Raw genomic sequence first — 23,429 nt, 5'->3', positions numbered from 1 at the left:
GAGGCAGGCACCTGTCCTTTGGAGCAGTGTTTTGACCCCCTGCCGCCCACGCCTGCGCAGGCTGAGGAGCATCGGCAATCACGCATATCCTGCATGTGAACTTGCCGATGGCATTGGCGGGGTCCGCCGCTATATGCTGTTTACCGTATGCCGTTAGGCATTGGCATCGGCTCAGCCGGGGGGTTCGGTCCACGGTCGGGCGATGCCCGCCTCCGGATTCCCATAAGCCGATTGCCGAACGACGATTCGGCGCGCGAGCCTGAGAGCGCTCCAGCGTTTCATATGAATATTCGACGTGTGCCCTATCGACGGGCCACCCGCCACGCGTGCCGAAAGCGTGCTTGAGTGCCAGCAACCGGAGGAGTGATGAGCAATTCCAACGAGCCGTACCGCGGAGTCTCGTTTCCCCCGCGCGACGCCGATATTCACGTCGAAATGGCGAATGAACCACCGGCCGCCTTCACGCCGCTGACCGATCGCGAATTCATGGTCTTGGATTGGTTGAAGGAAGGTAAAACGAATTGGGAGATTGCCGCGATTCTCGGAATCAGCGAGCGCACGGTCAAATTCCACGTCGCGAACATTCGCTCGAAATTAAGCGCATCCAGCCGCAGCCATGCGGTGGCGTTGGCGTATTCGCATAATCTGATCAAGCGGTGAGGCGCGTTGCGTCATGTCCGGCGCGGATCCGCGCACCGCACGACTCCGAAGCCGAGATTCAAAAGCTAATCGTCGCGGTGATCGTGTCGCTATCGCTGCCCGGCGCCGGCGTCGGCTGCGCCGGGACCTGCCCTTAAACGGTAATCGCGGACGCGTTTCCTGTGCCCGTGCCGGTTTCCATCGTCGCGCCGCCGGTGCCGTCACCCCATAAGTGGTTTTTTTATCGAAGCTCGCGACTTGAACGAGACGCCTACGCGATCGCTGCGAGCGCTTGCGCCGCGATGCCCTCTGTCTCTTCGATGGCTTTCATGAAGTGATGCACGCCCGCCGTTTGCGCCCGGGTGCGCCACAGCAGATGAATCTCCACGACGAGCGGCAGCCAATCGATGCGCCTGAAGACGACACCGGGCGGACTCATGCGCTGCATGCTCGCCTGCATGATAGCCACGCCCAGCCGCGCACTGACGAGCCCGAGCGTGGTCGAGATATTGGGCACTTCGAACTGGATATCCGGTGTGAATCCAGATGCCGCGCACGCCGCGAGAAAGCGCTCGCGCGCGGCGGGATTGATCGACTTTGGCAATGCGACCCACGGCATGCCATCGAGATCGTTCGGCGCGATTTCAGTTTTCGCGGCCAATGGGTGATCGTCCGGCAGCGCGATTACGAACGACTCGCTCGTGAGCAAACGGCTCGTGAGCGACTCGCTCGGCTTCGGCAAGTTGTAGACGAACGCGATGTCGATCAACGAACGCTCGAGCGCATCGATCTGCTCGCCCGAGCGCATCGCGGCCAGCTTCAGCTTCACGCGCGGATGCGTCGCACGAAAGTGCCGTAGCGCAGCCGGCAGCCACCCGTTGTGGACGATGCCTTCGCAATAGCCGATCGACACCGAGCAAGCCTCGCCCCGGCCCACTTGTCGCGCCCGCTCCTCGACGCGCTCCGCCTGATTCAGCAGATCGCGCGCTTGGTCGAGAAAGTCGTGCCCGGCCGGCGTCAGACGGACGCGCTGCTTGATGCGCTCGAACAGCTGCAGTCCGAGTTGATCCTCGAGTTGACGGATCTGCCGCGAGAGCGGCGACTGCGAAATATGCAACCGCTCGGCGGCACGCGCCACGTGCTCGGTCTCCGCCACCGCCACGAAGTACCTCAGTTGCTGCAGCTCCATGGTTATGTCCTTTTTCGCATCAACTCTGATGCATTAAGTCTTGGACGGCATTATATCCAGTCAATAAGCTTTGTTCCTGTGATCGATGCATCCGGCCCCGAAGACGCCAAGGCCTAGCAGCCGACCGTCGCTCGAAGATGGGCCGCCAAAAAAGGAACAACTCATGAACCAGCCTCGAATCGCCATTCCCCAAAGCGTACTGCTAGTGACGCTCGTGCTGCTCAGTGCGAGCGGGCTCGTCGCCTCGGACATCAACCTGCCCGGCATGCCGCTCGCGGCCCATGCCTTCGGCACGCCGATCTCGGCGCTGCAGCACACGTTCAGCGTCTACATCATCGGCCTTGCGCTGGCTCAAGCGCTCTACGGCCCGCTTTCCGATGCCTATGGGCGGCGGCGGCTCGTGATCGGCGGCATGCTGCTCTATGCCGTTGCATCGATAGGCTGCGCACTGGCGCCGAACGTCGAGACATTCGGGCTCGCGCGCGCCATCCAAGCGCTCGGCGCGGGCGGCGGCATGGTGATCGGCCGCGCGATCGTCAGCGACATCTTCGACGCGAAGAAGGCTGCCCACACGTTCACGACGATCATGCCGATCGTCGGCGCGTCTCCGGCGCTCTCGCCGCTCGTCGGCGGCTACATCACGACCTACGTATCGTGGCGCGCACCGTTCCTGTTCACGGCCGCGCTCGGTATCGTCGCCGCGCTGTTGCTCGCCGTCTATATTCCGGAGACGGTGCCGAAGTCCGCGCGTCACAGCAACGTCGCTCGCACGTTTCTCAGCTATCCGATGCTGCTCGCCAAGCCGCGCTTCTGGTCGTACGCGCTCAACCTGTGCGTAGGCTATGCGGTCTATCTCGGGTACCTCGCCGCTTCGCCGGTGATTCTCGTGAACATGGGGTTGTCGACGAAGGCGATCAGCTACTGCTACATGAGCCTGTCGGTGACGTACATCGTCGGCAATCTGACCTCGCGCCGCTTCGCGAAGACGTACGGCATCGACCGGCTGATCGGCGTGGGGTTCGCGATTCTCGCGGCCGGTGCGGTATGCCTGCTGCTCGCCGGTGGGCTCGGCAGCACGACGCCGCTGCCGATGATTCTCGCGATCTCGATCGTCACGCTCGCGAACGGCTTTATTCTGCCGCTCTCGTTCGCCGGCGGTGTCACGAGCTTTCCTGATAACGCCGGCGCCGCATCGGGGCTCATGGGCGCGATGCACATGATCGCGGGATCGTTGGCGATTTATCTCGTCGCCGCCCTGCCCGGCACCGTCGCGGCGCTTGCAGGATTCGTTACCGTCGTAGCGGCGATCGGATGTCTCGCGTTCCCCGTCTTGCTGCGCGGGTCGCGGATGCCTTTCGCTCAGCCCCAACTACGCTCGCCCTCGGCCGTGACGACCGTGCACTGCAGGCCCTGGGCCGCCCCAGCCGCATCGATCGCCGTCTCGAGTTGTGCGAACGCGTACGCCGCGACGTCGACACCGTCTAGCGACAACTGCCCCGACGCGACGAGTGTGACGAGCGCCAGATAGTCGGCACGCGTGTACATGAAGTTGCCAAGCAGCTCCCAGTTGTTCAGCAGCATCTCCTGATAGGGGATCGGCAACGCCACTTCCATGCTGCCCATCAGCACGAGCCGGCCGTTGCGGCGCAAGCTGCGCAGCGCGGCGAGCGTCGCGTTCGGATCCGTCGCGTGTCCCACCATGTCGAACGCCAGGTCGACACCGCCGCCCGCTGCTTCGCGAATTGCCGCGATGTCGGTGGCCGCATCGCCGGTCAACACGACGGCTTTCACGCGGCCACGGCCGAGTTCGACGAGCGGAGCCAGCGCTTGCGCCCGACGGCCCAGCGCGACCACGCGGCTCGCCCCGAGCGCCAGCGCGGCGAGCACCGCGGCCGAACCGAAGTAGCCCGTCGCCCCGTTGACGGCAACCGTCTCGCCGGCGGCCAACCGCCCGCGCCGCAAGCCGCCGAACGGGACGGAGAACTTGCCGAGCGCGGCTAGCCGCTTGGACGGCACAGCGTCGAGCCCGTCGAGCGCCACGAGCGTCGATGCCGGAAACTCCGCCAATTCGCGCAGCGTGCCGTGCGGGAAATCGGCGAGCAGCGGTGCGCTGCCGGCACTGATGCCGGTCAGGCCGATCAAGACTTGTTCGGGCTCGGCCACCGTTTCGTCGGCGCGCCAGTAGGGGTTCACGGCTACGCGCTGCCCTTGCCGGAAACCGAACACCCCTTCGCCCACCGCCTCGATGCAGCCGACGCCGTTCGTTCCCGGCGAAAACGGTCCGGGCGGGAAGGCGTACGGCAGCTTGCCTTCGAGGTAGGCACGTGTATAGCTGAGCAGCGGCACGGCTTCCATGCGCACTAGGACAGCGCCACGGCGCGGCTGCGGCACGGGTTCGTCACGCAGCGCCAAGGGCTTGCCGGGTTGGTCGAGCATCCAGGCTTTCATCGTCGTTACCTCCTTGAGTTCGAGAACCGATCGAGATCGGATGATTGAACTGTAGAGATGGCCGACGTATTCTTGAAATCAATTATCAAAATTCGACCCATCAATATGATTGATCTCAGAGGGATCGACCTCAACCTGCTCGTTTCGCTCGACGCGTTGCTCGAGGAATCGAATGTGACGCGAGCGGCCGAGCGGCTGCATCTGACGCAGCCGGCCGTCTCCACGCAGTTGGCGCGGCTGCGGCAGATCTTCGGCGATCCGCTGCTGATCCCGGCGCCGAGCGGCCGCGGGATGGCGCGCAGCGTGCGTGGGACCGAACTCATGGCTCCGCTCAAAGCCGCACTTACGCAGCTTGAGGCGGTCGTGCGCCAGCAGCCTTCGTTCGACCCGTTCGCCGATACGCGCCGCTTCACGATCGCCGGCAGCGATCAAGCGGTGGCGGTGCTGGGGTTCAGGTTGATGCAGTCGTGGGCGACGCGGGCGGGACCGAACGTTCAGCTAGCGTTCGTGGCGGCCGAGCAGTCGACGAGTGTCGAGCGCTTCGAGCGTGGAGAACGCGATCTGCTGATCGGTTCGGAGCGGATGGTCCCGGCATGGGCCAAGGCGCGCAAGCTCTATGACGAACGCTTCGTGTTCGTTCAGCGCAAGGGGCACCCGCGTGGGGTCGCGCCGCCTGATCTCGATGCTTATTGCGCGCTCGATCACGTGCTCGTGTCGACGAGCGGCGGGAGTTTTTTCGGCTTCATGGACGAACATCTGCAAGCACTCGGGCGGGCGCGGCGCGTCGCGCTGTCGGTTCAGCACTTCACCCTCGTACCGGAACTCGTCGCGCTTACCGAGTATGTCTCGACGATGCCGTCTCGCCTCGCAGCACGTTACCGCGATACGCTCGACATCTTCGACCTGCCGTTCGAAGCGCGCGGCTTCACGATGTTCGCCGCCTGGCATCCGCGCAGTCAGCTCGATCCGGCGAGTGTTTGGCTGAGGGAGACACTCGTAGATATGGCGGGAAACTGAGCGACGGGATAGCGCCAACTGCGTGCGTGGCGTCCAGCGGTGACGGGCCGCATAGCATGATAGAACGTCATGTCATTGCCGGGCGTTGCGCACCCGACCGCTCGCATACACCACGGTGCACGCCATCAAAACGGTAATGTCGAAATCCACGTCGCCATCGTCGCAGCGAAGCCTTCTTGCCGAAGTCCCGCCACGCCCCGCAACATGTCGGCCGATCCGGTCTGAAGCCAGCGCGAGCCCTGCTCGATCAGATCCGCATGGTGATCGATCCACGCGTAAGGCTCTCGCTGAGCCAGTGCTCGTAGCCGTTGCGCGTGCAACACAGCTTGCTCGGGCTGTTTGTCCAGCAACGCAAGTTCGGCCGCCGCAAGATGGAAACGCAGTGCGTTATGCGCCAGGCAACGTTGCGTCAGAAGCTCCTCGCCTTTGGCAAGCGCTCGATCGCGCAACGCCGGTTCCGGCGCGATCAGCGCGATGCTGCCTTGCACCCACGCCCCCACGTAGCGCTGCAGTTGCAACTGATCGACCAAAACCGCCGCCTGCGTAACCCATTCCCAAGCCAGCGGCCGGTCGCCGCGCCGCAGCGCCAATCTTGCCGATGCCTCCAACAACATTGCCTCGAAGCGGCTCGTGCCGATTCTCCGCGCGAGTGCGAGCGCATGCTCCACCGCTTCTTGCGCTTGGGCGTCTTGCCCGCTGTCGCTCAATGCCCACACGGCAGTGAGACGAGCGAAAACTTCGGCGCGGCTATTACCGATGCGGGCGGCACGCGCAACGGCGTCTTCGCTGTCGCGCAAAGCTTGTTCGCGCAGACCCAGGTAGGCTGCCGTCGAAGCCCGCGCGGCTAGGTTCCCTGCGGCAAGATGGGCCGCGCCGTCCGCTTCGCAGCGCCGAAGGCACCGGTCGTAGATGGCATAAGCCCGCCCCATGCGTCCCTGGGCGTAGTACGAATCTCCGATACCGCTGAGCGCTTGCGCTTCACTCTGCGCATGCCGAGCCTGCCTTGCATGGCGCAGCGCCTCCCGATGCAATTGCCGGCACAGCAGGTAATCGCCCTGCGGAAAATGAATGTTGCCGCGTAGCTGTAGCAAGCGCGCCACTTCGACATTCGCCGCGATCGCACGCGCGAGCGGCAACGTCGCTTCGATCAGCCGCTCTTCGTCTGCCAGACGATCGAGCGCGTTGAGGACAGGAGCGAGCAGCAGCACGGCCTCGATGCGTGCCTCGGGCGAGGAAGCGAGATCCAGCGCAGCCTGAAACCCGTCGCACGCCTCGCTCATCCGCCCCAGGCCCGCGCAAGCCCGCCCTCGCAGCAAAGCGAGTTGATGACGTTCGTCCGCTTGCGCCGCGAAACCCTCGCACAGATTGCTCAACTCCAATGCCTGCGTGTAGCGATAGTCGGCGAGCTTTTCGCGCATGGCCGCCAACAGCGCAGGGCACGCTTGCGCATCCCCCGCTCTCGCCAGATGTTGAGCATGCAATGCCAAGTCGGTGTCCGCGTATATCGCGGCCACCGCGCGATGAAGTCCCTGACGCGCTCCGGGGGGTATGCTCTCGTATACGCATTGCATGACGAGGTCGTGCACGAAGGCATAGGTGTCGGCATCGATCTCCTTGACCATCATCTGCCGAACCTCGTGCTCCGGCACGTAGGCGATGTCGCCTAGCACACGGCGCAGCGATGCAAGCTCGAACCGGTGGCCGAACACGGCGGCATAACGCAGCGCGTTACTCGACGGCTGCGGCAATCGGTCGATGCGCGTCTGGACGAGGTGGCGCAGGCTATCGGGAAATTCGCTTTCGCGGTTGGCCAACAACTGCGTCAGATAGAGCGGATGGCCTTGCGCACGCTCGATGCAGGCGTCGCGGTAGGTGGGATCGACGTCGGCAAACTGCGCCGCCAGCGACACGGCCTCGCGCGGCCGAAGCGGCGCAAGATCGAGCACGCTCAGCGCGGCGGGAAAGTTCGGCCGCAGCGTCGCATCGAGCGGATCGCCCTCTTGGCGCGAGGTCAGCAGCCAAACGATCGGCGCATCGCTTGTCGCCGCCATGAGCCGGCCCAGCAGCGCAAGCGTTTGAAGGTCGCCCCAATGGAGATCCTCGATGCCGATCAGGAGAGGCTGCCGAATCGCCTGCCTCAGCATCAAATCGCAAATCGCCAACTGCAACCCGTCGCGGCGCTCCCGATCGCTCATCGCAGCATAGCGTGCGCGCTGCACCTCGTCGTCCAGTGCCACACCCAGCAACGCCTGGAGGAAAACGAGCGATTCCGCCGGCAGCTTCTCGTTGCGCAACGCTGCGGCTGCCATCGGCGAGTGGCTCGCAGCGCGTTGCTCGGCGCCGATCGGCAAGCCCGCCAGGCTCAATACCAAATGCGTCAACAAGAGCGAACCGTTGTCGACGTCGAAGTCATGGAATTCGCCGTCGTGGCAAACGAATCCTTCGTCTCGTGCCATCACTCGGAAGCTTTCGAGCAGGCGCGTTTTGCCGATGCCCGCCATGCCGCGGACGTAGATCACATGGCCGTCCTGACACTCAAGCACGGCATCGAGCACGGCACGGAACTGCAGCACTTCAATCGATCTTCCGGCCAGACCTCTAAATGCCGTCTCGCCCGGCTCTCGAACCCGCAGGCAGATCCGGTAGGGCGACGACGCCGATTCGGCCTCGCCGAATTCGAACCAAGCAGATAACTGCTCCACGAGCGATCGAGCGACGTACACCACCGGCTCGCTCGACTCATTGCCGAGCGGCTCGCGCGCCGGAGGATTCCGGACCGGCTCGCCCCAGCGCTGCAACTCGAGCACGATCGGTTGGCGCGCATCCACCCATAGAGCGCGCACCAGCGCCATCGCACAAAGCAGCGCGCGCCGGCTATCGCTACCGAAGGCTTGCGGCATGCCGAAGCACGCGGTCATGCAGGTGTCGTAACGCGGCTCTCCACCGAACTGACGGATCAATGCGGATATTTGCAGAATGGGTATTCGCGCGAGAGGGGCGAATTGCAAGATCACCCCATAGCGAATCACGTCTTCCTGTGCAAAACCTGCGTGTTGCTCCACCGGCTGGGACAATTCCGCACGCTTCGCATTTTGACCGGCCGTCGCGCCAATCTTGCCGATCAAGATGTCGATCTCGACACCGAACATGCTCGCCAAATGACGAGCCGTCCGGTAAAGCACCGGCTTGCCCGTCTCAGCCCGCTTGATCGACGCAACCGAAACGCATAAACGCCGATCCAGACAAGCATAGGCGAGCGTTTCCTGGCTGAGGCCCTGTGTTTTACGCAGAGTCTTGAGCACGCCGGGATCGAGCAGTACACGACCGTCGTGGACGGTGACAGCGGTTTCGCGCATTGCCGAATAAAAATGAAAGGAAGCGCAACGGTTGAGCCGTCCGATGCGTATCGCGAACGACTCGCCATTGTACTGCCGCAGCTTCGTGCATCGCCGTCACGAAGACGGGGCCCGGACGCTGCGCGAACGGCCCTCGGGCCGAGCTGATACCAAGCTGATACCGAACTGATACTGCTGACGATTCCCCGCGCTTTTAGACTGGCCTTGCTGTTCCAGTTAGGCCACCGAGGGCCGTGAACATCGCGAATTCTTTTAAAACGCTACGGGGAACACCATGAACGATCGCGTCAACGATGCAGTAGCAGTATCCAATTCGAACGTGCTGGATGTCGTGGGCGGCATCAATGCGCTTGGCTGCGGGATCAACAAGCTGCTGTGGGCAGGCAAAGTGAAGTCGCTGAATCAAGTGCTCGACGCGCAGAGCGACAAGGTGACGAAGGAGATCGACGGCAAAACCTATACGATGGGCAAGCGCGTCGAATTCACTCGCAATACCGGCAGCAAAGCGGAGATCAGCACGTTCGAATCGGTGGCCGAGTACAACAAGAAGAGCAGCGTGAAAGCCAACGCGAAAGGGAGTTACGGCCTGTTTTCAGCGGGTTTCGATTCCACCTTCGGCCAGAGCATCTCTCAACTCGAGGAGTACTACGCGGGGGTACGCAATCAAACCGAGCAGCTGTGGACCCTGCAGGTCAAGAACCTGAAGAGCAATCTAAGCGCCGATTTTATCACGGCCGTCAAAGCGCTTCCGGAGGCGTTCAAGGACGATCTCAGCAACATCAACGCCTTCGTCGATTTCTTCGACAAGTTCGGCACGGATGTGGTCACCGACGTGACGGTCGGTGGAAACATGACCTACTCCGTCATGATCCAAAAATCGCAGTCGACGAAAAAGACCGATCTGGACGCGGCAATTTCGGTCGGGTACGGCGCGTTCGTCGCCAACGCATCGACCTCGATTAGCGAGGAACACAAGAACCTGGCGAAGAAGCAAAAGGTCGTCATCAAAACGTGGGGTGGCACGGCGGACATCGTCTTCGATCACAATGCGCCCGCCAACTGCCATTCGGGCTTCCAAGACTGGCGAAAGAGCCTGTCGCAAGCGCCCCAAGTCGTCGACATGGAGCTGGATGCGATCTATAAATTCATCCCGGACGACCACGAAAAGCAACGACGCGCCGTCGAACAAGCGCGCGAATGGTATCTGGGCTACGAAGCGAAGATCACGGCCGACTGGCAAGGATCGTATATCGGCATCAAACGGTCTTCCGATCGAGCCTTGATGCAGGCCGAGGCAAGCGGGCAGCAGGTGCAAGCGGGCGCGGCCGGCAAGCCTGCCCTGCATCTCGTGATCGTCGGGAAGGGCCGCCACGTGCGAGTCGACGAAATGTTGACGGCTCCCGGTAAGGACGATAACGAGAAAGCATTCGAGGATTTCTGGGCGCTCGTCTCGCAAAAGCTCCGTGCGGTCGCACCCGAGGGTCACGAGATGATCCTGCTCGCCACCGCGCGCTGGCCCCGCGATTTGCGTTACTACCCCTCGGAAGCCGCGCGCAATCTCCTGCGCGACCACGGAGCAAGCGACAAGACACTCGACCGCTGGCACAAGCTCGTGCGGCATATGCAGCGGTGCAGCGTCACCGGCATGACTTACGTGCTGGCGGGCAGAGCGCGGGACAAGGAGCTCTCCGATTTTGTCGTGGCGGGTTTCGGCGTGGATCAAGACCTTTGCCCGACCGTGACGGTGACGGCGCGGTTCATCGGCAGCGACGCGGAAACCTCTCGGGTGCTGGTTACGGATTGGAGCGAGGAGACCAAAACCAAGCTTTACGTCATCCGAAACCTCGACGGGGACAAGCCGGCGCTGGCGGCCGGTACACAGCTGAAAACGACGATCGAGATGGTGCGGGCGGGCGAGAAAGCAGTCGATGGCGGAACGTACCTCGGACAGTATTGGTATTTCCTTCGTTTCCCCAGGTACAACGAAACCCCCAATTCGCACATTCTGATCAATTACGAAACCGGGGCTTGCTTGCAGTCGTTTATCCAAAACAAGGGCAATTGCAAGTTGCAGGCGTACGGCGACGACAACCCGTACCGGCACGACGACATCATCTGGGACATCCGCGGCACGCCGGCCAATACGAATTTCCTGGTGCTCCATGCCTGGATGGACTCTTGGAACCTTACCCAAAACGAGAAATCGGCAACGGTCAGGGAATGGCGAAAAGACTATATGATCTGGTCGCTCGAGGCGTTTAATAACCTCAACTGGTAAGCCCAGCGGCACACACAACCGTGCCTGTCACGACCGAAGCGCGGCGCTGCCGCGCTTCTTGTCATTTCCGTTTATTTCCCGAGATATCTCCATGTCGGCTTCACACCTCGATCCCGTGCTGCTCATCGATCACGGCGACGCCTACGCGCTCGACTGCGAACGGTTCCCTTACCTCTACAACAATCACGGCCAATGCGAGCAATACGCGGAGCCTCGAGGTAAGGAGATCACACTTGCGCCTGACGATCGACAGTTGGACATGGGCGCCAAGTACACGGGCATCGGTTGGCGGGAAAAACGAATCCCGACGCGCGACGGCGGATACACGATCAAGGAATTCGATTTTCATGCCGAGCTCGTCGAGTATCAGCCGCTGTGGGCCACTGAGACCACGGCGCAGGCTTTCGGCATGACCTTGCTGCGCGCCGGCGAATGCATTCGATTCGAATACGATCGGCTTGTCTGCGGGCAATACACGTATGGCCAATGGGCTGGCCACCAGTCGCCGTATCTCGAGCTTGGACGTCGGTGCGAGTTGCTGACCTACAACCCCACGGACCTCGAATACCACGACTTTCCGCACGTGTTCTTTTCGCGTCATGAATGCTTGCCGCTGGTCCTGAGCGTGGCCCGCTGGCGGCCTTTCGCGCACGAGATCTCGCTCGCCGACTTGTGGGTCGCGCCCGGCGATGCGCTGGTCCTGCCGCCACAACGGTTCCCCGCTCCCCCGCCTCCCGGCGCGTCCAAGCACGATGCGTGGATGGTTGTGGCCAATTTGCACAACAATCGCAATGCGGCGCAAGCGTGCCGGTATCAGCGCGGCGTGGACAGGTTGCTGACCGAGACGGTCCTCGGCAATCCGGATGTGATGAAGGCCCCCGCCACGAGGCCGCAATACCACGAAGAGCAAACGCCGACGCTGCACACGCAGCCGCCGCGTATCGACTAAGCGTCGTTGGGTGAGCCGCGTCCAACACGGTACGCGGGTTCAAACCCACTCTCGCCCTCTTCTAGGCCCTGTGCATGCAGGGCTTTTATTTTTGTGCGCGAGCGCCGGTGCGAGCTACGCCCCACTTTCCCGCTCGAACACCGACGTGAGCCATTTCAGCCCGCGCCAGGCAAAGCTCTGCCTTGCGCCGCCGATCGTCGCGGTCCCGACGATCTCGCGCGGCCACGCCTTGCCCGCCGGACAATCGTCGATTCGCACGCGATAAGTCGCGGCAAGAGGCACGAGTTGCCGCGTCCCCGGCTGTTGCTGAACCGGCAGCGGCCCACCATAAATACTCGCGAGCGAAGGCACATCGAGCGTGCCGACGTTGACTCGGTCAACCGCTGTCACGGTACAGCCCACGGCACCGAGTTCGGGCAATGACGAAACGAAGGTGACGCGATCGCCGGGCATCACGCGCCCTGCATCGTCCTCGCCGATGAACGCCTCGCCCTTCACGCCCTTCGGCCCCACGACGTCGAACACGTGCTCGCCACGCGGCAGCCACGTACCGGCAGCCAGGTCTTCATCCGTTTGCACGAGGCCGTCGAACGGCGCACGCAGCGTCAATTGTGCAACTTGCGCCGTGAGCCCCGTCACCGTTTCCCGAGCCGCATCCCAACGGCGCTGCAGCGCCACGCCCTGCTCCAGCAGCCGATCGTCGAACGACTGCTGATCGACCTGCCAATGCAGCAATGCTTCATCGGCCTGGGCCGTTTGCAGTTTGTGCGTGAGATCGGGCGAAGCGAGCACGGCCAGCACGTCGCCCGCGTGTACATGCTGCCCATCGTGCGCAATCGGCGCATCCGCGGTGACATAGGAGGCTTCGGGCGCATAGAGACCCTGCGCGCGCAGCGGCCCGAGGACGGCCGGTGCGCCGACGCCACCGTGCCACGGCAGCACGAAAAACGCGAGCAAAATCGCCCCCACGACCGCCGTGCGCCGCGTCTCGCGGCACCAGCGCAGCGCGGCGCGGGCATGCCACGTGTCCATGACTTCACGCACGATCGGCCGCGCGATGAACCATCCGAACTCGACGCAGAACAACGCCAGACCCAGCGCCCTGAAAAACGTGTGATAGACGATGAGCGCGATCGAGAAGAACACCACCAGCCGATAAAGCCAAGTCGCGAACGTGAATGCGATCAAAAACCGCCGGCGCCGCGGCGCGCACGGCTCAGGCTGCGGGGCACCCAGACCGAACAACCGCTCGTGCATCCACCAGCGGCCGAACGCAAACGCGCGGTCGTGCAGATTCGGCATGTCGAGCCAATCGGACAGCAAGAAGTAGCCGTCGAAGCGCATGAACGGGCTGGCGTTGATCGTCAGCGTGCCGATCCAAGTGGTCGTTGCCAGCAAGAAGGCACCGGCTCGCATCGGCCCGTCGGGTAAAAGGCTCCAAGCCAATGTCGCAAACGCGGCCAGCGTCAGTTCGGTCAGCATGCCGGCCGCGCCAATCCGCAATCGCTCGGCTCTTCCCGGCACCTTCCACGCCTCGGTCGTATCCGTATAGAGCACGGGCACCATCACGAGCAGGGCCACGCCCATCGTCGGCACGCGGCACCCGTAGCGGTGCGCCGTGAAGGCATGCCCGAACTCGTGCAGCACCTTCGCGAAGCCGATCGCTAGACCGATTGCAAGCAGCCCACGCAGGTCGGCATAGCCGTGAAACGTGTGAATGAACTCGTCCCACCGGCGTGAAACGAGCACGAGCCCGGTCAGCGCAACGACCCCGACGACCGCCCAGAACGCGGGCCGAAAGGCGATCTCGGCGTACCGCGCGAATCGCTTTAAAAACGGCATCGGCCGCCAGAGCGGCACGCGGATCATCAAGTAATGCTTGAGCAGCCACATCGCGTGCGACAGCTTGCTCGCCGAGGCGGCGCCGCTGAGCCGCCCCGTATCGGCTGGGCTCGCCGACACCAGCAAATTCTGGTGATGCAGCATTCGCACGAGCGACTCGAAGTCGTCCATCGTCAGCGTCAGCGTCGTCTGGGCGTTGACCGATGCGACGATCGCTTCGGCGTCGTCGATCGGCCAGCGCGAGAGCATTTCGAACGCGGGCCAGCCGATCTGAAAGAAGCGGTTCGACGCCGGATCGTGGAGCATCCACGTCGGTGTGCCGTCCGGCGTCGTGGCGCCGGGCGTCAGGCTCAGTTCTTGGCGAAGGGGCGGAAGGCGCGACATCGAAGAGCTAAATCGTCATTGAGCGGGTGGCGTGCGCGGCCTACCAGCCGAGCCACTGCCGCATGGTCGCGAGCGGCCGGCGCAGCAGATAATAGGAGAGCGGCACCCAGCGGCCGTGAATGCGCGCGGTGCCCATCACGCCGAGCGGCGGCTTGACGCCACCCGTGAAGGTCGCCTTGACGCGATAAGCGACGACGCCCTCCGGCGTCGGCTCCGCACGGTAAGCCACGGTGTCGATCCGCGCATCGTAGGAGACCAGCGGCGAACTCTTCGGATAAAGCGTGAGCGTCGTGCCCGGCACGACGTCGACGTTGTCGGCCACAGGCACGTAGGCCGTCAGCTCGACGCTGGCGGGATCGGCGAGGAACATCACCTTTTCGCCGATCGATACCGCTTTGCCGTTCCAATCGTTCGGATCGGAGAACACGGCCACGCCCGCGCGCGGCGCATTCACGTGCACGCGTGCCAGCTCGCGCGCCGTGTAATCGAGGTCGATCTCGCTCTCGTCGAGCTTGCCTTTGCGCAGCGCCATGTCGAGGCGGTCTTTGTCGTCGGTCACGGCAAGCTGCGCGGTCTGCCGGTATTCCTCCTGCGCGGTCGCGTAGTTCTTGTTGGCTAGCGCGTAGCGCGAAGCAAGCGTCGTCGAATCGAGTGCGAACAACGGCGCGCCGGCCGCGACACGCTGATTCGGCTGCGCGTAGATCTTGTCGATGACGCCGTCGAGCGGCGCTCGCACGACGAATGGATCCTTTGCCGTGACCTCAGCCGGAGCAAGGATAGTCAGCGGCACGGGAACGATCAGGGCGCACGCGATGATCGCGAGCGCGCGGCGCCGATGCTTGCCCGCGCGCAGCGTCAGCTTGGCACGCTCGATCCACGACTTGCGCGGCGAAAACGCCGCGAGCGCGTGTGCCCAAACGCGTCCGAGTTCGGCGAACAGTGCTTGTTCGAGGTGCGTCCACGGCTGTTCGCGTGCAAAGACGACGCCGCCGAACGAACGGTCCGCGCGGTCGATGAGCGGCACCCATAGGGCGTGGGTCGGCCACCATGCTTCCCAATCGGCGGCAAGCGCTTCGGGCAGGCTGTCTGCCGTCAGTGCACGGGGCCACAGGGGATCCGTGGCGCCTGCGGACGGCTCATTGCCGGCGCTTATCGTCGCCGCTCCCCCGGCTGAGTCACCCTCGGCTTGTGGCGACGGTTCGGCCGCGGGATGCGTCGTCCGTCGCTCGAGCACTCGGCAAACCTCGCCGAGCCACTGCACGTAAGGTGCGCCCGGGTCGCTCTGCGGCAGGCCCGAGACGGCGGCAACGGCGCCAGGCACGGGTGCCGGCGCGCGCCACCATGCCGCCTGACGGTACGGGACGAGCGAGAGCGTTTCGTTGACGATGACGAACCCGAGGGTCTCCTCGGTCTGCGCTTCGCGCGCGCGAGCCGACAACTGCCATAAGACGGCAAGCCTGGCCGCGTCGATCTGCACCGGAGCGTTCATGATGACCCGCGGCTAGTGGCCGGCGCCGGCGAAGCTCGCCCAGCCGCTCATGCCGGGCAGCAGTTCGGGCGTGTGACCCGACAGCGCGGCCGTGACGTCAACCGTCTGCGTCACCGGATCGACCCGTGCGCCGATTCGCGCGACGGTGGCTGGATAGGTCTTGCCGACTTCATCGACGGTGACCGTCAATGCATGGCCGGGCTTGAGCCAAACGAGCCATTTCGACGGCACGATCATCTTCAGTTCGAGGTGGCCCGTATCGACGATCGTGAGCAGCGTCTTGCCGGGCTCGGCGTATTGCTGTGCCGCCGCGCTGCGCTTGACCACGCGCCCGTCGAACGGCGCGGCGATGCTGCATTTGTGGACCGTCGCCTGCATATAGGCGACTTCGGCGGCGCTCGCCTTGGCCCGGGCGCTGGCTTCGTCCACGTCGATCTGACCGATCGAGTGCAGTTGCGACAGCCGATCGTCGACGTGCTTCAACTGCACGGCCGCATCGGACTCGGCTTGCGCCTTGTGCAATTGCGCAGCGAAGAGCGAGCAATCGAGGGAAACGAGCGTCTGCCCGGCACGGAATGCGTCGCCGTCGCGGAACGGCATCGAGGCGATCTTCGCGCCGATTTCGCTCGACAGGTCGACTTGATCGCGCGCGACCAGCTGGATTCGAATACGGCCGTCGTCCTGAGTATGTCCAGGTACTGCGGCCGCCGGGGCTGCCGGCTGCGCGGACACTGGGGCTGCCGGGGCCGGCGCATGAGGCGCGGCGGCTTGCGGTGCCGCGGCCCATGCTCCGTGTATCACCATCATCAGGGCCGCACTGCGTAGCCCTGCCATGCACCAGCGATTCATTGCGTTTTTACTCCGTTCGCGCCGCCGAAGGAGGCCCAGCGCGTTTGTTCCTTGTCGATCGATTGCTCGATCGACTTCAAATCGGCATTACCCACGCTGCCCGGCAACGGATCGAGCCCGAGCGTGGCAAGCAGTTGCCCGTATGCGCTCTCCAGTTCGCCGTAGCTTTGGTACAAGCGCAACTCCGACATCATGGCAGAATTCGCCGCCCGAATCTCTTCCAGCTTGCCTTGCGCATTGGCGACCTCTGCGTTGTGCGTGTGCTGCAGAATCTGCGCGTCGACATCGTTGAGCTGTTTGTACAGGTCGAACTGGCGCTGCTTCGCGCTGAGTTCGGCACGCGCTACGTGCACCTGCGTCAGCACCGCCATCGACAGCGCGAGCTGCTGCGCATGCGCCACGTCGTGCTGGGCATCGGCCGTGCCGCGGATGTTCTTCTCGTTGAGCAGGTTCAGCAGGTTCCAGCTCACGTTCACGCCGGCGGCGCGCCACGAGTGGAACATCAAGAAGCTGTTGCTGTCGTAGTGCGGGCCGAATTGCACCTCGATACCCGGCAGCAGCTTGGCGATCGCCTTGTGTGTTTCGTTCACGCTGATGCGGTCGTTGTAGCTCGCCTCAACGAGTTCAGGGCGGCGCTCCAGTGCCGTCTCTTCCATCTGCGGCATCGGCATGTCGAACGTCGGCACCTCGAACCCTTGCGGCGGCGCGAGCGTGAAGTCCGTTCCCGGCGCGATATTCATCAGCGAAGCAAGCCGCGGCTTGGCCTCCTCGAGCTGATCGCGCACCAGTTCAAGCTGACGCATGATGTCGAGCAGCGCGTGCTGGTACGACAGCGTGTCCAGCGGCGAACGCAAGCCTTCCGATTGCGTTTTACGCGAATCCTCGAGTGCTTGCTTCGCCTGCGCCAGCAGCGGGCCGATTTGGCTCTCCAGACGCTGCGCCCCAGCCGCTTCCCAGTACGCCTCGCGTACTTGCTGCATCATCAGCTGCACCACCTTGCGCCGGCGCTGCTCGACCACCAGCACGCGGTCCGCCTGCTCCTTCGCCTCGAAGTAGCTCACCCCGAAGTCCAGGATGTTCCACGAGAACGTCAGATCGGCCGTGCGATCGTTCTTGTCGCTCGAATACGACGGCGGCAGCGACTGCCCTTGCGTGAAGTAGTCCTCCGAGGACGACACCAGCAGATTGTTGCGATTCGTATAGCCCGCCGCCGCCGTCAGCTTCGGCAGCATGTCCCAATTGGCCAGGTCGAGCTGCTTCTGCGCCAGCGCCTCTTCCATCATCTTCAACCGATGATCCAGGTTGTAGCGGATGGCACGCGCCATCGCCTCATCCAGCGTCACCGGGCCCGAGAGCGCCGGCTGACCCGCGAACATCGCCGTGCGGTCGTCGTGTGCGCTCTGCACGCGCTCGGCGTCGGTGAACGGCGTCGGGTGAATCGCGCAGCCCGACAGCCACAGCGCCGCCACGGCGACGGCGATCAGCGACGGACGCGCCAGGCGGGACGAACGCGTCGACGGACGCGCTTCGGTGGAGGAGGAAGTCACTTCGGCAAGGGTCGATTGTGAGGTCATTGTTCTGGGAAGATAACGGGAGTTCATACGCGACGAGTTCATACGCGACGGCCAGCGCCGGACGGACGGGACACGTGCAGTGCCGCGCGCGCCTGCGCGAATTGCTGATCGAGCGAGGGTTTGCCGACGGGACGTGCCGCGCGCGAAGCGAGCGGTTGCGCGACATCGCGCGACGCGTGGCCGTTCGGATTGGCATTCGGATGTTGCTGCGGATGTGCGTGCGAACGCGAATGCCCGACGTCGTGCTTGGCTTCATGGCGGGTGTTACCCGTATGCGGCGCGAGCACGACCTCACGACGGACCACGTTGCCGGCCGCATCGCGCGCCTCGACGACGATGCGCACGTCTTCGACACCGGGCGGCACCTTGCCGCGCAGCGCCCCGCTCGCCGCGTCGTAATGGATCCAGCCGGGCAGCGAGCGGCCATTAGCCATCTGCACGGTAACGTCCCCGCCCTGCATCGCCACCGACGGCGGCAGCAGCGTGGCCACTTCGACCGAGAACGGATCGTTTTGCGGCACGGCAACTGCCACGTCCGACAGCGACGAAGGCGTATCCGAAGCGGGCGTCACGGCCAGCGTCGCATCGAGTGAGGTCGCATCGAAGCGCGATACCGTTGCGTGATCGATCGAAAACTCGCCGGTCGGCGCGCTCGGATCGGAGAACGTGAACGTCGGCACGACCGGCACCGAGGCAATCGGGCGCGTATTGCCCAGTTCGTCGAGCACGTCAGGCGCGCTGCTGTTGGTTGCGCCCGCCGAGGGCGAGGGGCCCGTCGACGTATCGATTGGCGCAGTCGGCGATGTCGAAATCGGCGTCCCGAGCGTGCGCCCCTTGACGATCGTGATCGAGTTCGTCGCGGCGACGCTCGTCTTCACACCATCGGTGATCGTGAACGTCACGGTGCGGTTGCCGCTCGCACGGAACCCCGTATTGAAATACGTCACCGACTCCAGCGCATTCTGCCATTGCGCCAGCGAGGCCTTGCCGCTGCCGGCCCACGTCAAGGTCAGCACGCCGGTTTGGAAGTTGTAGTGCGAGGTGAAGCCGTTCGTTGCCGGGCCGAAGGCGACTAGCAGATCATGGGACGGATCGAATCCGCCGCTGATCGCCACTTGCGCCGACGTCAGCGCAGCGTTGACATCCCGATCGCCCACCGTCACTTGCGGGGCCACCGCCACCGGCAATGAGCCGAAAGGGTCCGACGTGAACGTCACGCTGCCGCTGACGGCGAGCGTCGGCGTTTGGTCGGTGTCGGTTACTGTCACCGTGCGCGACTGGGCGACACTCGCCGCGCCGTTGCTGTCCGTCACCGTGAAGCTGATCGTGCGCGCGCTGTTGTCGGGCACCACCGCCGTATCGGTGTAGGTGACCGAAGCGAGCGCCGAGCGCCATTGCGCCAGCGTGGCACTGCCTCCCGCCGACGTCAGCGTGAGCACACCCGTCGTGGCATTGAAGCTCGCCTGGATGTTGCCCATCGTCGCGTTGTCGTTCGTGAACGCGAGCACGTCTTGCCCGGCATGGAAGCCGCCCGTGATCGCGACGGTTGCCGAGGGCAGCGTCGGGCTGCCCGCGCCACCGGTCACGCTGACGTCGGTCAACGTCAGCCCAGGCGAGACGACGACCGGCGTCGACGTCGCGTTGTCGGCGGCAACGAACGAAGCGGAACCCGAATCGGTCGTCACATGCGGACGGTCGAACATCGAGACGGTGGCGCTTGCCGCGGCGCTCGTCTTGGTGCCGTCGCTCGTCGCGAACGAAATCGTGCGACTGCCGAAGGTCGTGCCGCTGGAGGAGAACGTCACCGCGCTCAGCGCGTTCGACCATTGTGCGTCGGTGGCCGTCGCGCCCGCCGACGTGAGCGTCATCACGCCCGTCGCCGAGTTGTACGTGGCGGCAATGTTGCCGAAGGTCGTCGCACTCGTGTTCGTGAACGAAAGCGTATCGCCGCTGTTGAAGCCCGTCGTGATCGACACCGTTCCCGACGATTGCGTCGTGTTGTCGCGGTCGGTCACGCTCACGCCCGGGTTGACGATCGTCGGCGTCGTCGAGCCCGCGACGAAAATCGTCGCGCCGCCCGTCGTCGTGACGATCGGCGTTTGATCCGTGTCCGTCACCGTCACCGTGCGTGTCGACGTGGCGCTCGTCACGGCGCCCGTGTCCGTGGCCGTGAAGCTGATCGTGCGCGTCGCGTTGTTCGGCGTGACAGCTGTATCGGTGTACGTCACCGAATCGAGCGCCGCTTGCCACTGCGCAAGCGACGCCGTGTTACCCGACGACGACAGCGTCAGCACGCCCGTCGCAGCGTTGTAGGCGCCGGCGATATTGCCGTACGTCGTCCCGTTGGGGTTCGCAAATCCAAGTACATCTTCGCCACTGTGGAAGTTGCCCGTGATCGCGACGGTGGCCGAAGCCAGCGTCGGCGATCCACCGTCGGTCACGGTCAAGCCCGAGTCGATCGTCACAGGTGTGGACGCAACGTTGTCGCCCGCCACGAACGCGGCAGAGCCCGAATCGGTCGTGATGATCGGCGGAGCGAGTACGTCCACCGTGTCGGTCGCGACCGTGCTCGTCTTGGTACCGTCGCTCGTCGCGAACGAAATCGTGCGATTGCCCGGTATCGCGGTCGAGCCCGCAGCAAACGTCACCGCGCTCAACGCATTCGACCACTGCGCGTCCGTCGCCGACGCTCCCGCCGATGTGAGCGTCATCACCCCTGTCGTCGAGCTGTACGAAGCGGCGATGTTGCCGAACGTCGTTGAACTCGTGTTCGTGAACGAAAGCGTGTCGCCGTTGTGGAAGCCCGTCGTGATCGACACCGTTCCCGACGATTGCGTCGTGTTGTCGCGATCGCTGACGGTGATCGCCCCGTCGATCGTCGCGGCCGTCGTGCCCGCCACGTAATTCGTCGTGCCGCCCGTGGTCGTCACGATCGGCGTTTGATCGGTGTCCGTTACCGTCACCGTGCGTGTCGACGTCGCGCTCGTGACAGCGCCCGTATCCGTGGCCGTGAAGCTGATCGTGCGCGTCGCGTTGTTCGGTGTGATCGCCGTGTCGGTGTACGTCACCGAATCGAGCGCCGCTTGCCATTGCGTAAGCGACGCTGAGTTACCCGACGACGACAGCGTCAACACACCCGTCGTCGCGTTGTAAGAACCGGCGATGTTGCCGTACGTCGTCAAATTCGTGTTCGTGAACCCGAGCACGTCTTCGCCGCTATGGAAGTTGCCCGTGATCGCCACCGTGGCCGAGGCCAGCGTCGGCGATCCGCCGTCGGTCACGGTCAAACCCGAATCGATCGTCACCGGCGTGGATACCACGTTATCGCCCGCAACGAACGCGGCGGAGCCCGAATCGGTCGTGATGATGGGAGGGCCGAGCACGTCTACCGTGTCGGTCACTACCGCGCTTGTCTTGATGCCGTCGTTCGTCGTGAACGAAATCGTGCGGTTGCCCGGCACTGCAGTCGAACTCGCCGAGAACGTCACCGCGCTCAACGCGCTCGCCCACTGCGTATCGTTGGCCAAAGCCCCGGACGACGTGAGCGTCAGCACGCCCGTCGTAGGACTGTACGAAGCGAGAATGTTGCCAAATGTCGCCGAACTCGTGTTCGTGAACGAAAGCGTATCGCCGCTGTTGAAGCCCGTCGTGATCGACACCGTTCCCGACGATTGCGTCGGGTTGTCGCGGTCGGTAACCGTGATGCCGCTGTCGATTGTCGCGGCCGTCGTGCCCGCCACGTAATTCGCCGTCGTGCCGCCCGTCGTCGTCACGACCGGCGTTTGATCCGTGTCGGCCACCGTCACCGTGCGCGTCGCCGTGTTGCTCGTGAACGCGCCGGTGTCGACGGCCGTGAAGCTGATCGTGCGCGTCGTATTGCTCGGCGTGATCGCAGTATTGGTATACGTCACCGCACGAAGCGCGCTCTGCCAATCCCCGATCGTCGCCGTGTTACCCGACGACGACAGCGTCAGCACACCCGTCGCCGAGTTGTACGACTGGACCGCGATGTTCCCCATCGTCGCGCCGTCGTTCGTGAACGACAGCACATCGCTGCCGCTTTGGAAACCGCCCGTGATCGAAACGGTGGTCTGCGCCAAGGTCGGCGACGAGCCGTCCGTCAGCGTCAGTCCCGAATCGATCGTCACCGGCGTCGACGTCACGTTGTCACCCGCGACGAATGCAGCCGAACCGCCATCGGTCGTGATGGTCGGCGGGCCGAGCACCGTCACCGTATCGGTCGCCACCGCGCTGGTTTTGGTGCCGTCGTTGACCGTGAACGAAACGGTGCGATTGCCCGGTGTGGCGCTCGAGCCGGCGAAGAACGTCACCGCCCTAAATGCGTCGGACCACTGCGTGTTGTTCGCCGTACCTCCCGACGAAACCAGCGTCAGCACACCCGTTGTCGGGTCATACGAGCCGATGATGTTGCCGAATGTCGGCACGTTCGTATTGATGAACGTCAGCGTGTCGCCGCCTTGGAAACCGCTCGTGATCGAGACGATGCCAGTCACTTCCGTCGTGTTGTCGCGGTCAGTAACCGTGATGCCGCCGTCGATCGCCGTCGCCGACGTGCCGCCCACATAGTTCGTCGTGCCGCCCGTCGTCGTCACGATAGGCGTTTGGTCGGTGTCAGTGACCGTCACCGTACGCGTGGCTACGTTACTCGTATTGCCTGCACCGTCAGTAGCGTTGAAGCTGATCGTGCGCGGCGTAGTGTTCGGCGTGACAGCCGTATCGGTATACGTCACCGATTGAAGCGCACTTTGCCACTGCCCGAGCGTCGCCGTGTGACTCGACGACGTCAGCGTCAAGATCCCCGTCGCGGAGCTGTACGAGCCCGAGATGTTGCCCATCGTCACGCCGTCGTTCGTGAAGGCAAGGCTATCCTCGGCGCTATGGAAACCGCCCGTGATCGACACCGTCACCGTGCCCAGCGTCGAAGCGCTGCCGTCGGTCACGGTCAAGCCCGAATCGATCGCCACCGGCGTGGACGCCACGTTATCGCCCGCCACGAACGCAGCCGAACCCGTATCGGTCGTGATCACGGGCGGCGCCGTCATGTTGATCGTGTCGGTCTTCGCCACGCTCGTCTTCGTGCCGTCGTTCGTCGCGAACGAAATCGTGCGATTGCCGTAGGTCGTGCTCGTGCTCGAGAACGTCACTGCCGATAGCGCACTCTGCCAGTCCGCAAGCGTCGCCGTCGAACTGGCCGACGTCAGCGTCAGAACCCCGTGCACCGAGTCGTACGACGTCACCGCGATGTTGCCCATCGTCGAGCCGTTGGTCGTGAGGCTCAGCGTATCGCCGCTTTGGAAGCCCGAGGTGATCGATACCGTCGCCGACGCTTGCGTCGTGTTGTCCGCGTCGGTGACCCCGACCCCGCTGTCGATCGTCACACCCGACGTGCCGCCC

Annotated in this window: 12 protein-coding genes and 2 pseudogenes; 5 read left to right on the top strand and 9 right to left on the bottom strand. The window is 64.0% G+C overall.

Going from position 1 to position 23,429, the window contains the following annotated elements; genetic code table 11:
* Positions 1-366 precede the first annotated feature (366 nt).
* Positions 367-660, top strand: a complete 294-nt coding sequence (locus tag DWV00_RS25060; protein WP_115536331.1) for a response regulator transcription factor — start codon at positions 367-369, stop codon at positions 658-660.
* Positions 661-718: 58 nt separating this feature from the next.
* Here the strand turns inward: DWV00_RS25060 and DWV00_RS34705 are convergent.
* Together DWV00_RS34705 and DWV00_RS25055 are read right to left on the bottom strand one after the other, a co-directional pair.
* Positions 719-871: pseudogene (locus DWV00_RS34705) on the bottom strand (spore coat protein U domain-containing protein); the annotation flags it as partial.
* A gap of 39 nt (positions 872-910) precedes the next feature.
* The gene (locus DWV00_RS25055) at positions 911-1,828 is read right to left on the bottom strand and encodes a LysR substrate-binding domain-containing protein (protein WP_115536330.1); all 918 of its coding nucleotides are present in this window, start codon (positions 1,826-1,828) and stop codon (positions 911-913) included.
* Between the two features lie 85 nt (positions 1,829-1,913).
* Here DWV00_RS25055 and DWV00_RS25050 point away from each other — a divergent pair.
* Positions 1,914-3,134: pseudogene (locus tag DWV00_RS25050) on the top strand (multidrug effflux MFS transporter); the annotation flags it as partial.
* A 53-nt stretch (positions 3,135-3,187) separates the two neighbouring features.
* Here the strand turns inward: DWV00_RS25050 and DWV00_RS25045 are convergent.
* Positions 3,188-4,276: a zinc-binding dehydrogenase gene (locus DWV00_RS25045; RefSeq protein WP_115536329.1), complete on the bottom strand. Its 1,089-nt coding sequence runs from the start codon at positions 4,274-4,276 to the stop codon at positions 3,188-3,190.
* A gap of 105 nt (positions 4,277-4,381) precedes the next feature.
* Here DWV00_RS25045 and DWV00_RS25040 point away from each other — a divergent pair, with 105 nt between their 5' ends.
* Positions 4,382-5,293 (top strand): LysR family transcriptional regulator, encoded by a 912-nt coding sequence (locus DWV00_RS25040; protein WP_115536510.1) that lies wholly within the window; start codon positions 4,382-4,384, stop codon positions 5,291-5,293.
* Positions 5,294-5,418: 125 nt separating this feature from the next.
* On the opposite strand, the gene DWV00_RS25035 is transcribed toward DWV00_RS25040, so the two are convergent.
* Positions 5,419-8,649, bottom strand: coding sequence for an ATP-binding protein (locus tag DWV00_RS25035; protein ID WP_115536328.1), 3,231 nt, complete (start codon positions 8,647-8,649; stop codon positions 5,419-5,421).
* Positions 8,650-8,923: 274 nt separating this feature from the next.
* On the opposite strand from DWV00_RS25035, the gene DWV00_RS25030 reads away from it, so the two are divergent.
* Positions 8,924-10,927 carry an MAC/perforin domain-containing protein gene (locus DWV00_RS25030; protein ID WP_115536327.1) on the top strand — a complete coding sequence of 668 codons (2,004 nt, stop codon included), beginning with the start codon at positions 8,924-8,926 and terminating at the stop codon, positions 10,925-10,927.
* A 91-nt stretch (positions 10,928-11,018) separates the two neighbouring features.
* Positions 11,019-11,876, top strand: a complete 858-nt coding sequence (locus tag DWV00_RS25025; RefSeq protein WP_115536326.1) for a hypothetical protein — start codon at positions 11,019-11,021, stop codon at positions 11,874-11,876.
* A gap of 114 nt (positions 11,877-11,990) precedes the next feature.
* On the opposite strand, the gene DWV00_RS25020 is transcribed toward DWV00_RS25025, so the two are convergent.
* Genes DWV00_RS25020 through DWV00_RS34180 form a run of 5 tightly spaced genes read right to left on the bottom strand, consistent with a single transcriptional unit; the run spans position 11,991 to position 23,413 of the window.
* Positions 11,991-14,102 (bottom strand): HlyD family efflux transporter periplasmic adaptor subunit, encoded by a 2,112-nt coding sequence (locus DWV00_RS25020; protein WP_115536325.1) that lies wholly within the window; start codon positions 14,100-14,102, stop codon positions 11,991-11,993.
* A 40-nt stretch (positions 14,103-14,142) separates the two neighbouring features.
* A complete protein-coding gene (locus DWV00_RS25015; RefSeq protein WP_115536324.1) occupies positions 14,143-15,591 on the bottom strand; it encodes an efflux RND transporter periplasmic adaptor subunit in 1,449 nt (482 codons plus the stop codon).
* A gap of 12 nt (positions 15,592-15,603) precedes the next feature.
* On the bottom strand, positions 15,604-16,440 hold the full coding sequence (locus DWV00_RS25010) for an efflux RND transporter periplasmic adaptor subunit (RefSeq protein ID WP_115536323.1): 837 nt from the start codon (positions 16,438-16,440) through the stop codon (positions 15,604-15,606).
* Positions 16,437-18,041 (bottom strand): TolC family protein, encoded by a 1,605-nt coding sequence (locus DWV00_RS25005; RefSeq protein WP_245965030.1) that lies wholly within the window; start codon positions 18,039-18,041, stop codon positions 16,437-16,439. Before DWV00_RS25005 ends, DWV00_RS25010 begins: the two co-directional genes overlap by 4 nt.
* 11 nt (positions 18,042-18,052) lie before the next feature.
* Positions 18,053-23,413, bottom strand: coding sequence for a beta strand repeat-containing protein (locus DWV00_RS34180; RefSeq protein ID WP_220274733.1), 5,361 nt, complete (start codon positions 23,411-23,413; stop codon positions 18,053-18,055).
* Positions 23,414-23,429: the final 16 nt, after the last annotated feature.

It is taken from the genome of Trinickia dinghuensis (assembly GCF_003367175.1).
GTDB classification, from domain to species: Bacteria; Pseudomonadota; Gammaproteobacteria; order Burkholderiales; family Burkholderiaceae; genus Trinickia; species Trinickia dinghuensis.
The sequence above is the reverse complement of the archived record's forward strand: the minus strand, read 5'-3'. Positions and strand labels throughout refer to the sequence as shown.